Origin of the sequence: Polaribacter glomeratus, from assembly GCF_002954665.1 — a bacterium.
Lineage (GTDB): Bacteria > Bacteroidota > Bacteroidia > Flavobacteriales > Flavobacteriaceae > Polaribacter > Polaribacter glomeratus.
The window spans coordinates 197,211-213,932 of the sequence record NZ_MSCM01000001.1 but is presented as its reverse complement, the minus strand read 5'-3'; the positions used below and the strand labels follow the sequence as shown (position 1 = coordinate 213,932).

Below are 16,722 nucleotides of genomic sequence, written 5' to 3'. Positions count from 1 at the left end.
TACAAAGTATATTATTTGTTAAATAGTTTTCAATCAAATTTGATTAATTATTAATTAACTTTGCACTTTTACAAAAACCACCCTTTTTTGAAAGACCAAGAATACATAGAAGTTTACGGAGCAAGAGTTCATAATTTAAAGAATATTGATGTAAAAATTCCACGCGAAAAACTAGTCGTTATTACTGGTTTAAGCGGAAGTGGAAAATCATCTCTAGCTTTTGACACCATTTATGCCGAAGGGCAAAGACGATACATAGAAACCTTTTCTGCTTATGCACGCCAGTTTTTAGGCGGATTAGAAAGACCAGATGTTGATAAAATAGACGGCCTTTCGCCTGTAATTTCTATAGAACAAAAAACAACAAATAAAAGTCCAAGATCTACCGTTGGGACGATTACAGAAATCTACGATTTTTTAAGATTATTATTTGCAAGAGCAGCAGATGCTTACTCTTACAATACAAATGAAAAAATGGTAAGTTATTCTGATGAGCAAATAAAAGAGCTTATTCTTACTGATTTTGCTGATAAAAAAATAGCTGTTTTAGCGCCCTTAATCAAATCTAGAAAAGGACATTATCGTGAACTTTTTGAACAAATATCTAAACAAGGTTTTGTAAAAGTTAGAGTTGATGGCGAAATTAAAGAAATAGAGAAAGGAATGCGTTTAGATAGGTACAAAACGCATGATATTGAAGTAGTTATTGATCGATTATTAATTAACGCATCCGCAGAAAACCGATTAGAAGAAACCATTAAAACTGCCCTGTATTCTGGTAATAATATAATGATGGTTATTGATATTGATGACGAAAAACCTCGCTATTTTAGCCGCGAATTAATGTGCCCAACATCCGGAATTGCATATCCTAACCCTGAGCCTAATAATTTTTCATTTAACTCACCAAAAGGAGCTTGCGATACTTGTAACGGACTAGGAATTAATAATGAAATCAACTTACATAAAGTAATTCCTGATAATAGCGTTTCTATAAAAAATGGCGGAATTATCCCTTTAGGAGAACAAAAAAGTAGCTGGATTTTTAAACAAATTCAGAATATTGCAGAACGTTATCAGTTTAAATTGACAGATGCAATTAAAGACCTTCCAAAAGAAGCTTTAGACATTATTTTAAATGGCGGCAATGAATCTTTTGCTATAGAATCTAAAACTGTTGGCGTTACTAGAAATTATAAAATTGACTTTGAAGGTATTTTGGCTTTCATTAACAATCAATATATTAATGCAGAAAGCACTTCTATAAAACGCTGGGCAAAAGCTTTTATGGATGAAGTTCCTTGTGCTGCTTGCGAAGGAAAAAGATTAAAAAAAGAAGCACTTCATTTTAAAATTACCGACAAAAATATCAGTGATTTAGCTCAATTAGATATTACAGAATTGGCAAAATGGTTTGCAAACATTGAAAAAGATTTATCAGAAAAGCAATTAATCATAGCATCAGAAATCATTAAAGAAATAAGAACTAGAATTCAGTTTTTATTGGATGTTGGCTTAGATTATTTAACCTTAGATAGAACTTCTAAATCACTCTCTGGTGGCGAAGCACAAAGAATTCGTTTGGCAACCCAAATTGGCTCGCAATTAGTTGGGGTTTTGTACATTTTGGATGAACCAAGTATCGGTTTGCATCAAAGAGACAATCAAAAATTAATAGATTCTTTGCTAAAATTACGTGATATTGGAAACTCTGTTCTGGTTGTTGAACACGACAAAGACATGATGGAACACGCAGATTTTGTGTTCGATATAGGTCCTGGCGCTGGTAGACATGGAGGGCAAATTGTTAGCGAAGGAACTTTCGAAGATTTAAAAAAACAAAATACCTTAACTGCAGATTACATAACGGGTAGAAAAGTAATTGCAGTGCCTAAAGAGCGTAGAGAAGGAAACGGGAAATTTATCAAACTAAAAGGGGCATCAGGAAATAATCTAAAAAATGTTTCTGTTGAGTTTCCTTTAGGTAAAATGATTTGTGTTACAGGCGTTTCTGGAAGCGGAAAATCAACCTTAATTAACGAAACTTTGTACCCTATTTTAAATGCTCATATTTATAGAGGTGTTAAAAAACCAATGCCTTATAAAAAAATTGAAGGTTTAGAGCATGTAGATAAAGTAATTGATATTGACCAATCGCCAATTGGTAGAACTCCTAGATCAAACCCTGCAACATATACTGGCACTTTTTCTGAAGTTAGAAGCTTATTTGCAAAAACTGCTGAAGCTGCAATTCGTGGTTACAAACCTGGACGATTTTCATTTAATGTAAAAGGCGGACGCTGTGAAACCTGCCAAGGTGGTGGCGTTAGAGTTATCGAAATGAACTTCTTACCAGATGTACAAGTAGAATGTGAAACCTGCCAAGGAAAGCGTTTTAATAGAGAAACTTTAGAAATTAGATACAAAGGAAAATCAATTTCGGATGTTTTAAACATGACTATTGAAGATGCTACCGATTTCTTTGAGTTGATTCCTAAAATACACAGAAAATTAAAAACAATTAAAGATGTTGGTTTGGGTTATATTACACTTGGTCAGCAATCTACCACACTTTCTGGTGGTGAAGCGCAACGTATAAAACTGGCATCAGAGTTGTCTAAAAGAGACACCGGAAATACTTTTTACATTTTAGATGAACCTACAACAGGACTTCATTTTGAAGACATTAGAGTTTTAATGGATGTTTTAAATAAATTAGCTGATAAAGGAAATACTGTTTTAATTATTGAGCATAATTTAGATGTTGTAAAATTAGCAGATTACGTTATTGATGTTGGTATGGAAGGTGGTAAAAAAGGCGGCTCTATTTTATGTAAAGGAACTCCAGAAGAAGTTGCCAAACATAAAACAAGCTACACCGCCCAATTTTTAAGAAAAGAACTTGAAACCTCTTATTTATAACCGATTAAAATATCTTTTGATTTTAAAACCTTTTCAACGTAACTTTTAAAGTCTACATATTCTTTATCAGAAATATCGCTTAAATCTGTAGCTGCAACAATTGTTATTTGTAATTGATTTTCTGAAATAGCTTTATACATCACCTCAAATGAATGTTTCTTATACGTAAACTTTTCATCCTCAGGTATTTCTATAAATTTTTTCGCTTTAGGAATTTCTAAATTATATACAGAATTATAAAAATTAGAGTTTTCATAACTCTGATAATCTATTGGATATTTTCTTTCCTCCAAACTAATAATACCTGCATTGTAGGAATGAGAAACTATGGGCAATTTAAAAAATGTCATAGACCCCATTTCATTCATTTTATCATCTAAATAAACTTTAGTGGTGTAGGTTAAAAATTCTGCTCCTTTTTGTGCAGAAATGTTCTGAATTGTATCTAAAACCAATCCCTCTCCTATTCTCTGATTAAAATCTTGTAAAATATCTTCTTTTACCAATTCAAAATTATCTTGATTTAAAATATCAAAATAAATAGAAGCTAAACTTCCTGTAATTTTAGAATTTATAGTAATATTCTGCGTTTTATTTTCATCAACCTTTATAAAGACTTCTGATATTAAGTTTGACGGAATGCCATCCATATTTGTTAAATGAAATAAATTATACTCCTTATTTTTTTCAACTTTGTAAGGTATTTCTAAAACTGTTGCATTTAGCAAACTATTGGGAATCGATTTAAACGGCATGTTTTTGTCTGTTAATTCTAAAAACTGATCTTTTCCATTTAATTTAACCTTTACAATACAATGATTAAAATTTTGCGAAGGCAAGAGTAACGTTTTCTTACCATAATCGGAAGTTAGCACCAAAACCAAATTTACATCTAAACCCGCTCTTCTTGCAAACGTTGCAAAAAGTGTTGAAAAATCTTTACAATCTCCTAATTTAGACGAAATGGTTTTTGCTGGTTTTTGAGGAATAAAGCCACTCTGTTTAAAATCAACAAAACTATAGGTAAAATTATTCATTATATAGTAATAAATTCTTTTAGCTCTTTCTTCTTCGGATAGACTTAACACGTCTTTTTCGGGGAAAATCTCTTTATATTTTTGCTCAACTTCTGCATTAAATACAGATTGTGACCTTACCAAGTCTGAATACCAATTTGCAATTTCGCTCCACGATTTTATGGTACTAATATGCAAATATCTAGCATAATCTGTACTTATAGGCATATAATCTTCTCCTTTTGGTAATTCTGGCGCACTAATTAATTGCCATTGATGCACATCGTACTTATCTTCTGCTTGTTTAGTATACGCTACCGTACCGTTTGTAACTTTATAGTTAAAATCTAGATTTTTAGGTGTTATTAAAGTATAGCTCGTTTTTAAACAAAAACTCTCTGAATCAAACTGATAGCTATCTACAAAATCTTTAAAAAACCGACCAGAACCCGTAGATGTTGTTTCATAATCTACATAAATCACATCTCCTATTTCTAAACCGTTAAACACAAAACTAGAACCCGTTTTTTCGGCAGGAATTATACTTTTATCTTTCTTTATAATTTCTGATTTTAAAATTGAATAATTACCCGACAGTCCTAAATCATATTCTTTGTAATTTTCTATTCCGTTTTTAGAAGTAATTTCATATAAATAAACAGATTTTGCTTTTAATGCGCCTGTTTCGTAAATTTGGTACACCTTGCTATCCAACAAAATATTTGTACCGTAATTGTTTTTTAAATTTTTATTTCTTTCCTTTTCTACATAAGAATATATATCGTTTTCAGTATATTTTTCTAAGAAATTAGGTGCTCTTTTAATGGTTTCAATCTTTTTTAAAAGTTGATTATTTGCATTATTATAAAACAATGATTTTTGATAAAAAACAACCGCTTTTTCTTTTTGATTTAATTGAACTAAAGCATTTCCCATATATTCCATGGCCTTAAACGAATACGGATAATTCTCTAAAGCTTGTTTTATATAAGGAATTGATTCTTCGTATTTTTCATATTGATGTAATTTTTCAATTAAAGTAAATAAAAATTCATTTTCTGCCGGAAAATCTTTTACATACTCTTTATACAATTTTATAACGTCTTCTTTTCTATCTAATTTATCGTAAAAACGTACTAAACCATTAAGTAAACTCGGACTAGATCTTTTCTCTAAAATCTTTTCATATTCAGAAATAGACCTTTCTTGATCTTGAAAAATATTATCATATAAAGGGATGAATTTTTGTAATATAAAAATCCTATCCGAAGCAATAGCACTTAAATTGTTCATTGTTGCCTTTAACGCTTTTAAATCTTCATTTCTAATATCTAATACAAATTGGGCAACATATTTTAGTATAGGAGAATCTGTAGCATTTGTTAACTTATCTAAGTAGATTTCTAGCTCAGCGATGCTCATGCGCTCTAATTCTTTAGAATCCGAAGCTTTTTTAACTAGAGAATAATAATAGTCTGGATCTTCTAAAAAAATATTTTTATTTAATTCATCAATTGCATTATAATCACCTTCAAAACTATTTGTATACGTTTTTAAAAGTCTTAGCAAAGAACTTTTAGTATGTGTTTTTATCAACGCATTAAGAATAACATTTGCTTCTTCGTATTTTTGATTTCTAAAATACGTTTTGATTAAACAGTATTTATAAAAAAAACTGGTAGGATTTGCATTTAATTTTTCAATAAAAAAGTTTTCGATACTGTTTGATTTAATTTCAGGATTTACTGCGCTAATCGTTGTTTTATTGTAAGCAGAATATTGATTCGTATAGGTAACACCTTCAATTTTATTGCCATCAAAATCAGTTAACCTTGCAATAAAATAAGACATGCCGTTATTTTCTGCATTCTTTATTAAAAGCCGATTTGTACCTTTTAACAGGTTTATATTTACAGCATACGCATCCATATCTGTATCTACATCTTTATCGTTTTCATAAATTAAAACATCATTTAACCAAACTTTAAATGCTGATGAATTTCCTAATCTTAATTGTACTCTTTTATCCTTATCAACATTTATAAAAGTTTGCGCATAATTTACGCCATAACCATATTCTGCGTGATTTGTAAAAAATTGATACGGCTCTTTTTGAAACTCTTTATTTGGTGTGTACCAATTTATAGTTCCATTAGAATTTGCATCAAATAATTTATCATTTTTTGCATAAACTTCTGGTTCATAACTGGTATCGTATCCGCTTTTGTTTAAATTTTCGAAAACACCACAATATTGCCATTCTTTAATTGCATCAATTTCTTTAATCGTTTCGTTATACTTTACTAAGTTTTTAGAATCTCTTTCAACCACTGCTTTTAAATACAATAAAGAAAATAAAATAGTTTTATTTTCAATTTTAGAAACCTCTAAATCTCTAACAGCTTTTATGTTTTTTTCATAAAAACCATTTTTTAAATAATTATCAAACAAAAAAGGATCGTTCCATAACGCATACATATAATATTCAAAATCTTCAAACTTCATTAATTTAGCTAAAAATCCGTAGGAAGAGCCATTAATTAAACCATTTTCGTTTCTTAAAATTTCATTGGTAATCAAAAGTTCTATTGATTTTTCGATGTCTTTATCAGAATTTATAAATGTATTGTAAGCCTCTTTATTGTTATTTTCTAACATACTATTCCAATAATTATCAGAATTATTTTGAGCACTTATACCAAATACAGTAAAAAACAAGAAGATTATTCTTGCCGAAAAGTTGTTAATTTTCATAAATCAATTTTTATTTTTAATCGAGCAAATTTAAAATATTTTGATAAACATATCTATTCTCGTTATTAATTTCTTAAAAAAAGAACTATTTTAGCAGGCTGTCTTATAAAAAAATAAGATTTTAAAAATACCGATTATGACAAATGACGATAGAAAAATAAAAGAAAAACTAAAACAAAAAACCTGGAACGAAATAAAGACAAAAGATTCTTGGGCTATATTTAAAATTATGGCAGAGTTTGTTGATGGTTATGAACGTTTAAGTAAAATAGGTCCGTGTGTTTCTATATTTGGTTCTGCACGCACAAAGCCAGATCATCCACACTATATATTAGCAGAAGAAGTTGCTTTTAAATTAACTCAAAATGGTTTTGGTGTTATTACAGGTGGTGGACCAGGAATTATGGAAGCTGGTAATAAAGGCGCTAATAGAGGAAAAGGAGTTTCGGTTGGTTTAAATATTGAGTTACCTTTTGAACAACATGACAATCCTTGGATAGATAGAGGTAAAAGTTTAGACTTCGATTACTTTTTTGTTCGTAAAGTAATGTTTGTAAAATACTCTCAAGGTTTTGTGGTTATGCCCGGTGGTTTTGGTACTATGGATGAGCTTTTTGAAGCAATTACATTAATACAAACTAAAAAGATTGGTCGTTTTCCTATTGTTTTAGTTGGATCAAAATTTTGGGGTGGTTTAATCGATTGGATAAAAAACACCCTTATAGAAGAAGGTAATATTAGCGCAGAAGATTTAAATCTTTTTAGAATAGTTGATACTGCAGACGAAGCTGTAGAACATCTAAATAAATTTTATGGCAAATATAAATTACAGCCAAATTTTTAAATCTAATATTTTACTTTTGTGCAATTAAAATTTAGGAAAATCTAATTTGAAAAACTCTTTAAGCATACTTATTTTCTGTTTTTTCATATCTGTACTTTCGTTTGCACAAGAGAACAAGATTTCTATAAAATCAACATTCAATCCAGATAAGGATGAGTTATTAATACAACAAGAAATTGTTTATTATAACTCATCCGATTCTATTTTAACAAACATTTATCTGCATAATTGGGCAAATAGTTTTAGAGATAGAAAAACACCTTTATCAAAAAGATTAATTAAAGATTTTAGAAAACGATTATACTTTGCAAATGAAAAAGACTTAGGTAAAACAACAATAAAAAACCTAAGTGTAGACTACGAAAGTACAGGTTTTTTTGAAGTAGAAAAGCAAGCAGACCTTATTAACGTTCCGTTACTTAGAGCTCTAAAACCTAAAGATAGCACAAAAATAGAGATTACTTATATTGTAAAAATTCCGAGTGCAGAATTTACATCCTATGGTAAAACAAAGCAAGGTTATCATTTACGTTTTTGGTATATAACGCCCGCCGTTTACAACAAAGGTTGGCATTTAATGAGCAATTTAAATATTGATGATCTGTATGAAAGTGCCACCGATTTTACTGTTGAAATTAATGTTCCAAAAAATTATTTTGTAGAAAGTAATTTATATGAATACAGAACAGAAAAAGAGAATTTTACAAACTATTATTTAGTTGGTAAAAGCAAAACAGATATCATTTTAAGTATTAACAAAACCAAACAACTTAAAACTTTTAAAACTAAAAACACTACTGTTTATACCGATGTTTTTCCTACGGATTTAGAATATACCACCGCTACAAGCATTTTAAATAGAGAATTACTTTTTGTAGAAAAATTTTTAGGAACATATCCTCATAAAGAAATTTATATAGACAAAATTACGCAATCAAAAGACCCAGTTTATGGTTTAAGTCAGTTGCCAGATTTTTTGCGTCCTTTTTCTGATACGTTTAAGTGGGATGTTACGATGTTTAAAGCCCTAAGTAGAAAATACATAGAAAACACTTTACTCCTTAACAAAAGAGAAGATTATTGGATTTTAGACGGATTGCAAAATTATTTAATGTTAGAATATATTGAAGAATTTTATCCAGATACTAAATTATTGGGTGAAATATCTGATAAATGGTTTTTAAAAAATTATCACTTAGCCAAGCAAAACTTTAATGATAAATATCCATTAGTTCATCAGTTCGTTTCAAGAGCATTTTTAGATCAAGCACTAATAACATCCGCAGATTCTTTATCAAACTTTAACAGAAAAATAGCAAGCAAATATAAAGCTGGGTTAGGTTTTAGATATTTAAAAGGTTTTTTAGGCGATAGTGTTTTAAACAGCAGCATTAAAGAATTTTATCAAAATCATAGTACAAAAACAATTTCTAGTGCAGATTTTCAAAAAATTATTTCATCAAAAACAGACAAGAAAATTGACTGGTTTTTTAATGATTATGTAAAAACAAATAAAAAAATAGATTACACTATTGATAAAGTTACTATAATAGCTGATAGTATAGAAATAACCATCAGAAATAAGAGAAATATTACTGCGCCTGTTCTACTTTACGGTTTAAAGGATAAAGAGATTAAATATAAAAAATGGTTTACAGACATTGAAAATTCAAAAACGGTTACGATTCCTAAAGAAGATTTTAATAAGGTTGCCTTAAATTACGAAAACTTTTACCCAGAATTAAATACCCTAGATAACTGGAAAACCTTAGAAGATAAAATTTTTAATAAGCCTGTAAAATTCACGTTAATAAAAGACGCACAAGACCCTTATTATACTCAAATATTTTACCAGCCAGATGTTAGCTACAATTTTTATAACGGGGTTATTCTTAGTGTTAAACTACATAATAAACCTTTAATAGCAAGAAATTTAGAACTAAAATTTGCGCCTTCTTACGCTACAAAAAGTAATACTGTAATTGGTAAATTTTCTGCATTGTACAATCAATATTTAGAAGAAACTAAAATATACAAGGTAATGTATGGTGTTTCTGGAGTTACTTTAGATTATGCGCCAGAATTATCCTACAAGTCTTTTGTACCTTTTGTAAACATAATTTTTAAAAGAAAATCTTTAAGAGATGCAACATCAGAATCTTTATCTGCAAAATTGGTTCATATTGATAAAGAAATTGCACCAACAGAAATTAAAACAGATCAAGATAATTATAGCGTTTTTAGCTTAAATTATAATTATATAAACCCTGATATTATAAAAGAATTTCGATATAATTTTAGCTTAGAAGCTGCTGAAAAATTCTCTAAAGTTGGCGTAGATTTAAGATTTAGGTCTTTATCTACTACAAATACACAATTAGATTTTAGATTTTTTGCAGGTGCTTTTTTAAATAATAAAACAGAAGGAGACTATTTTAGTTTTGGTTTAGACAGAGCTAATGATTATTTATTTCAGCTTAATTATCTGGGACGATCTGAAGATACCGGTTTTTTTAGCAAACAATTTATTATTGCTGAAGGAGGATTTAAATCTGTTTTACCTACAAGATTTGCCAATCAATATATGTTTGCCTTTAATTCTAGTTTTGGTTTATGGCGATGGGTTGAGTTTTATAATGATGTTGCATTTCTAAAAAATAAAAATAACCCACTTTACTTTGGGTATAACAACGGAATTCGGTTTAACTTTGTACATAATATTTTTGAAATTTACTTTCCGTTATATTCAAATAATGGATGGGAAATATCTCAAGAAGGATATCCTCAAAAAATAAGATTTACACTAACGGCTAATATTGGTTCGATCTATAATTTCTTTAGAAGAGGGTTTTTATAAGAATAAAACAAATTAAATTGTTTTGTATAATTCCTAACAAAACATGTATTTATGATACTATTATTAACATATTCTCAAACAATTAAGATATTTTTAAATATCGATTAAAAAAACTATCTTTGTAACTGTTAAAAACCAAGAAAATGATGCTGCAAGAAAAGGTTACTTCTAATACTCAGGAAATTACATTTAATGATTTTAAAAGTGAAGTATTAAATGATTACAGAATTGCGAAAGTTAGCAGAGAATGTAGCTTACTAGGACGCCGTGAAGTTTTAACTGGTAAAGCAAAATTCGGAATTTTTGGCGACGGAAAAGAAGTGCCACAATTAGCAATGGCAAAAGCCTTTAAAAAAGGTGATTTTAGATCTGGTTATTATAGAGATCAAACTTTAATGATGGCACTTGGCGAATTAACTGCACAACAATTTTTTGCAGGTTTGTATGCACACTCAGATATTAAAGAGGACCCAATGTCTGCAGGTAGACAAATGGGAGGCCATTTTGCAACACACAGTTTACATGAAAATGGAAACTGGAAAAACTTAACAGAACAATACAATTCTAGTGCAGATATATCTCCTACTGCTGGGCAAATGCCACGATTGTTAGGATTAGCACAAGCATCAAAAATTTACAGAAACGAAAAAAGTGTACAACATAAAACTAACTTTTCTAAAAACGGAAATGAAGTTGCTTGGGGTACAATTGGTAACGCAAGCACAAGTGAAGGCGTGTTTTTTGAAACCATAAATGCCGCTGGTGTTTTACAAGTACCCATGGTTATGAGTATTTGGGATGATGAATACGGTATTTCTGTACACGCAAAATATCAAACTACAAAAGAAAGTATTTCAGAAATTTTAAAAGGTTTTCAAAGAGAAAATGACACAAATGGCTATGAAATATTTGTTATAAATGGTTGGGATTATGTAAAATTGGTTGATGTTTATCAAAAAGCGGCAAAAGTTGCAAGAGAAGAACATGTACCCGTTTTAATTCATGTTAAAGAACTAACACAACCTCAAGGTCACTCTACCTCTGGATCTCATGAAAGATATAAAGACAAAGAAAGATTGCAATGGGAACAAGACCATGATTGTATTGCAAAAATGCGAAAATGGATTTTAGAGTTTGAATTAGAAACAGAAAATGGAGATATTTTACGTTTTGTAGATTCGGAAGAAGAATTGATAATTTTAGAGAAAGAAGCAAAAAAAGAAGTTACTGATGCCAGACGAAACGCCTGGAATGGGTATTTAAATGAGATAAAAGCAGAACTTTTAATTGCTGCAGAAATACTTGAAAATGTTGCTAGCAAAAGTGCTAACGGTACATTTATTAATAAATATAAAAACGATCTATTAGCAACTGCAGAGCCAACAAGAAAAGAAATTTTAGCTTCAGCTAGAAAATGTTTACGCTATCTAAAAGACGAACATTTTGGCGCAAAAATAGAATTGCAAAATTTTATAAAAACTTCTGTAAATGACGGTTATAGAAGATACTCTACACATTTACTTAATGAATCTGATTCAAGTGTATTAAATGAAGTAGAAAGAAAACCAAACTATTCTCCAGAAAAGAATTTAGTGGATGCAAGAATTATTATGAGAGATAATTTTGACGCTATTCTTAAAAAACATCCTGATGTGTTAATTTTTGGTGAAGATGCAGGACTTATTGGTGATGTAAATCAAGGTTTAGAAGGACTTCAAGATAAATATGGAGAAATTAGAGTTTCTGATACAGGTATACGAGAAGCAACCATTATAGGTCAAGGAATTGGTTTAGCAATGAGGGGCTTAAGACCTATAGCAGAAGTGCAATATTTAGATTACTTATTGTATGCATTACAAATAATGAGTGATGATTTAGCAACTTTACGATACAGAACTTTTGGTAAACAAAAAGCGCCCTTAATTATTAGAACTAGAGGACATAGATTAGAAGGTATTTGGCATGCTGGTTCGCCAATGGGCGGAATTATAAATAACATAAGAGGAATTCATGTGTTAGTTCCTAGAAATATGACAAAAGCGGCAGGTTTTTACAACACCTTATTAGAAGGTGATGACCCTGCAGTAGTAATTGAATGCTTAAATGGGTATCGCTTAAAAGAAGAATTACCAACAAACTTAGGCGAATTTAAAACACCAATAGGAATTGTAGAAACCATAAAAGAAGGTACAGATATTACGGTTGTTTCTTACGGATCAACTTTACGTTTGGTGCAAGAAGCTGCCAAAGATTTATCTCAAGATGGTATAGAAATAGAAATTATTGACGCACAAAGTTTATTGCCTTTTGATTTAAATCACGATTGTGTAAAAAGTTTAGCAAAAACAAATAAACTAATTGTTATTGATGAAGATGTTCCAGGAGGAGCATCTGCATATCTTTTACAAGAGATTTTAGAAAACCAAAATGGCTATGAATTTTTAGATAGTAAACCATCTACATTAACTGCTAAAGCGCACAGACCTGCTTATGGAACTGACGGCGATTATTTTTCGAAACCATCCGCAGAAGATATTTTTGAAAAAATTTATGAGATTATGCACGAAGCAAATCCTCATAAATTTAAGAGTTTGTATTAACAAACTCAAATAAAAACAAACCCCAATCAATAAAATGATTGGGATTTTTATTTTTACATAAAGTTTAATAAATATTTACTTTTTTTAAAATTTATATTTTTTGCTCATTTAACAAAAATAACTAAATTTCTTTTTATTACTCTTTTCAAAACACATTTACAACTAAATACTTACTAAAAATATAAAAACCCAATCTAATTAAAAATTGGGTTTGTTTTTATAACATCATTTTACTTACTTACATAACTTATTATTTTGTTGTCTTCACGAGCAAGATGCTCGCGCCAACTGGGGTACGAAATTATGCATGAGTTTAATCCAACTAAATTTAAGAGTTTGTATTAATTCTTTTTATAAATATAGAAATCCCAATCAATTTTTGATTGGGATTTTTTTGTGAATTTTATAAAGTTTTAAAAAAAAAATTAATTAATCATCATTTAACTTTAACAGTTTTAAAATCTCCCTATTATTTGGAATAAATGGTTTTTCCTCAGGAATCATTAATTTATCCAACTCATTATTTAGAATAAATTGATGTTGTTCTTTTACAAATGCTGAGATATCTTCAATTTCTAAAATATCTTCTTTAGCGTATTTTACTATTTCTTGATTTCTTATTCCTATTTGAATGGCTCTTCTTTCTAATTTATCTCCGTAAGGGTTATGATCTGGATCCCATTGCAACCTTATATTTGAGTTTTTTACAGCAGCTTGCCACGTTTCTTTACTCCCATAAATATCATTTTGAAAATTAGAATAAACAGCTTGATTTAAATAACGCTCAAACGCATCTCGTTTTAGATGAATTGCTAATACAATTTCCTGACCAAATTTTGTTCCCCAACCATTTCTATACATCATCCACAGAAAATTTGGTTTAATCCAAGTCATTCTGTTTAAACTAAAAGCACCACCAAAATATTGATTTTGAAATGCAAAATTCCCAATTTCTGGTCTGTAAGATTGGTATACAACTATTTTTTCATCATCAAATTGCGCCATTATATGATGTCCTTTTTCTGGCCATTCTTTTATCTGTTCTTTATATAATTTTGTTTTTATTTTCATGCAAAATTCTTAGAATTAAAATATATTTTCTTCATAACAAAAATAACAATTCCATTTTTAACAAATTCTACAAACCAATCTATTTCAATTTTTATTACTTTAGTTGGTTAATCAAGAACTTAAACAAAAATGAAAAAACTACTACTTTTCTCATTGATTTTAGCATTGTCATTTCCATCAGAAATAAATGCACAAAGAAAAAAATCAAAGAAAAACCAAACTGAAGAAACAACTCCAAAACCAGAAAAAAGTAAAACCAAAAAGTACAGCGATTTCGTAACCAAAAAAACAAAAACTGACGATGGTTTATTTAAAGTTCACAACACCGACAATACATACATATATGAAATTCCGAAAACTCTTTTTGGAAAAGAAATGTTATTAGTTACCAGAATTAAAGACATTCCTGCTGGTTTAGGAGGTGGTTATGTAAATGCTGGCTCAAAAATAAACACACAAGTTGTGGTTTGGGAAGAATTTCAAGACAAAATTTTACTAAAAGTAAAATCGTATGATGCTGTTGCAAACGATTCTTTGCCAATTTACAAATCTGTAAAAGCAAACAATTTAGAACCAATTTTATTTGCGTTTGATGTTGCTGTTCAAAATTTAGATTCTACTGCCGTTTTGGTGGATGTTACCAAGTTTTTTACTTCGGATATTCAAGCGATTTCTCCTTTACCAGATTCTTATAGAAAAAGATATAAAGTAAAAAGATTAGATGCTTCTAGAAGTTTTATAAACTCTATTAAAAGTTATCCAGAAAATATAGAAGTTGTGCAAGATTTTACATTTGATGCTGATGAAGCACCAAGTAATTCATCTACAAATACAATTACTTTGCGCGTTAATCAATCTATGATTGTGTTGCCAGAAGATAAAATGATGCCAAGGGTTTATGATAAAAGAGTGGGTTATTTTTCGATTGGAAATGTAGATTATAGTTCTGAAGCTTTAAAAGCTGATGAAAAAAGGTACATCAGAAGATGGAGATTAGAACCAAAAGACATTAATGCATACAATCGTGGAGAGTTGGTAGAACCTATAAAACCAATCGTTTATTATTTAGATCCGGCTACGCCAGATAAATTAAAAAAATACATAAAACAAGGTGTAGATGATTGGGCAAAAGTTTTTGAAACTGCTGGTTTTAAAAATGCAATTATGGCAAAATATGCACCAACCGAAGAAGAAGATCCCGAGTTTAGTATGGAAGATATTAGATATTCTTCTATAAGATATGTAGCAAGCACCACAAGAAATGCAACCGGCCCAAGCGTTTCTGATCCAAGAACTGGCGAAATTATCGAGAGCGATATTATTTGGTATCACAACCATTTGCGTTCTTACAGAAATAGGTATTTATTAGAAACTGGGGCTGCAAATCCGTCAGCAAGAACTTTAGATACATCAGCAGAAGAAATTGGCGAAATGATGCGCATGGTAATTTCTCATGAAGTTGGGCACGCGTTGGGTTTACCGCATAATATGGCCGCTAGTTATGCATATCCTGTGGATTCTTTGCGTTCTGGAAATTTTACTCAAAAAATGGGAATTGCAGCTACTATTATGGATTATGCTCGTTTTAATTATGTTGCGCAACCTGGTGATAAAAACATTCGTTTTATTCGTCAATTAGGACCTTATGACCATTATGCTATTAACTGGGGATATCGTAAAATTCCAGATATAAAAAACCCAGAACAAGAAGTAAAAACATTAGATAAATGGATTGAAGAAAAAGGAGATGATCCTGTGTTCAGGTTTGGTGGCGAACGTTTTGACCCTTCTGCCCAAACCGAAGGAATAGGAAATGACCAAGTAAAAGCGTCAACTTACGGAATAAAAAACCTTAAAATTGTTGCTAAAAACCTACCAACTTGGACGTCTAGTCAAACCAATAATTACGAGGATTTAACCGAGTTATATGGCGAATTATTAAGCGTTTGGAGCAGGTATGTTGGTCATGTTTCTGGTAATATTGGCGGAGTTTATGAATTCAATAAAAAACCAAATCAAACAGGAAATATTTACATTCCTGTTAGTAAAGAAAAGCAAAAAGAGTCTTTGGCTTGGTTGCATAAAAATGCATTTGAAACGCAAGATTGGTTATTGGATAAAAATATTTTAGCGAACTCTAAAGAAGATGGCTACACTGATTTGATGTTGAGTCTTCAAAACAGACAATTAAACTCAATTTTAAACATAACAACTCTTAAAAGAATGATTGATGCAGAAGTTATTCAGGATAATTATTACAGTGCTTCAGACATGATTAGAGATGTAAGAACGGGTATTTTTACGGAGGCAAATTATGTTAGAAATGTAACTCTTTTTAGACGTAATTTACAAAAGTCTCTTATAGATAAATTAGGAGTTTTACTAGTTTCAAAAGAATCAAAAAATACCGATATTTCTTCAATAATAAGAGGTGAATTAGCAATGCTTAATTTTCAATTAACAATCGCAAGAAACAGAGGCGTAAATAGAATTACAAAATACCATTACACAGATTGTTTGGCAACTATTAAAGAAATTTTAGACCCAAAATAATCTAAACATCGTCTTTGCGAAGTTTACATGTTTGTAAACTGAAGCAATCTGTTTATTAAAATATAAGAATCGTTTTTAATAACTAACAGATTGTTTCGTGCCTCG

Annotated in this window: 7 protein-coding genes; 5 read left to right on the top strand and 2 right to left on the bottom strand. The window is 29.9% G+C overall.

The window, feature by feature from the left end; genetic code table 11:
• Positions 1–87 precede the first annotated feature (87 nt).
• Complete coding sequence (gene uvrA, locus BTO16_RS00865; protein ID WP_105019804.1) at positions 88–2,922, top strand: excinuclease ABC subunit UvrA; 2,835 nt, start codon at positions 88–90, stop codon at positions 2,920–2,922.
• Here the strand turns inward: uvrA and BTO16_RS00860 are convergent.
• The gene (locus tag BTO16_RS00860; RefSeq protein ID WP_105019803.1) at positions 2,913–6,692 is read right to left on the bottom strand and encodes a transglutaminase domain-containing protein; all 3,780 of its coding nucleotides are present in this window, start codon (positions 6,690–6,692) and stop codon (positions 2,913–2,915) included. The two genes, uvrA and BTO16_RS00860, sit on opposite strands and share 10 nt — an antisense overlap.
• Before the next feature lie 136 nt (positions 6,693–6,828).
• Here BTO16_RS00860 and BTO16_RS00855 point away from each other — a divergent pair, with 136 nt between their 5' ends.
• The 3 genes from BTO16_RS00855 to BTO16_RS00845 all read left to right on the top strand — a co-directional run bounded on the left by BTO16_RS00855 (position 6,829) and on the right by BTO16_RS00845 (position 12,993).
• Complete coding sequence (locus tag BTO16_RS00855) at positions 6,829–7,536, top strand: LOG family protein (protein WP_105019802.1); 708 nt, start codon at positions 6,829–6,831, stop codon at positions 7,534–7,536.
• A gap of 46 nt (positions 7,537–7,582) precedes the next feature.
• Positions 7,583–10,393: a gluzincin family metallopeptidase gene (locus BTO16_RS00850; protein ID WP_105019801.1), complete on the top strand. Its 2,811-nt coding sequence runs from the start codon at positions 7,583–7,585 to the stop codon at positions 10,391–10,393.
• A 146-nt stretch (positions 10,394–10,539) separates the two neighbouring features.
• Positions 10,540–12,993, top strand: coding sequence for an alpha-ketoacid dehydrogenase subunit alpha/beta (locus tag BTO16_RS00845; protein WP_105021460.1), 2,454 nt, complete (start codon positions 10,540–10,542; stop codon positions 12,991–12,993).
• Positions 12,994–13,422: 429 nt separating this feature from the next.
• Here the strand turns inward: BTO16_RS00845 and BTO16_RS00840 are convergent, their stop codons facing one another.
• Positions 13,423–14,064: a DUF4291 domain-containing protein gene (locus tag BTO16_RS00840; protein ID WP_105019800.1), complete on the bottom strand. Its 642-nt coding sequence runs from the start codon at positions 14,062–14,064 to the stop codon at positions 13,423–13,425.
• A 129-nt stretch (positions 14,065–14,193) separates the two neighbouring features.
• Here BTO16_RS00840 and BTO16_RS00835 point away from each other — a divergent pair, with 129 nt between their 5' ends.
• Positions 14,194–16,617 (top strand): zinc-dependent metalloprotease, encoded by a 2,424-nt coding sequence (locus BTO16_RS00835; protein WP_105019799.1) that lies wholly within the window; start codon positions 14,194–14,196, stop codon positions 16,615–16,617.
• The last annotated feature ends 105 nt before the right edge of the window (positions 16,618–16,722 follow it).

Coding starts and splice junctions, on each gene's coding strand:
- BTO16_RS00860 (WP_105019803.1), bottom strand. CDS start 6,692: ATGAAAATTAACAACTTTTCGGCAAGAATAATCTTCTTGTTTTTTACT.
- BTO16_RS00855 (WP_105019802.1), top strand. CDS start 6,829: ATGACAAATGACGATAGAAAAATAAAAGAAAAACTAAAACAAAAAACC.
- BTO16_RS00845 (WP_105021460.1), top strand. CDS start 10,540: ATGCTGCAAGAAAAGGTTACTTCTAATACTCAGGAAATTACATTTAAT.
- BTO16_RS00840 (WP_105019800.1), bottom strand. CDS start 14,064: ATGAAAATAAAAACAAAATTATATAAAGAACAGATAAAAGAATGGCCA.
- BTO16_RS00835 (WP_105019799.1), top strand. CDS start 14,194: ATGAAAAAACTACTACTTTTCTCATTGATTTTAGCATTGTCATTTCCA.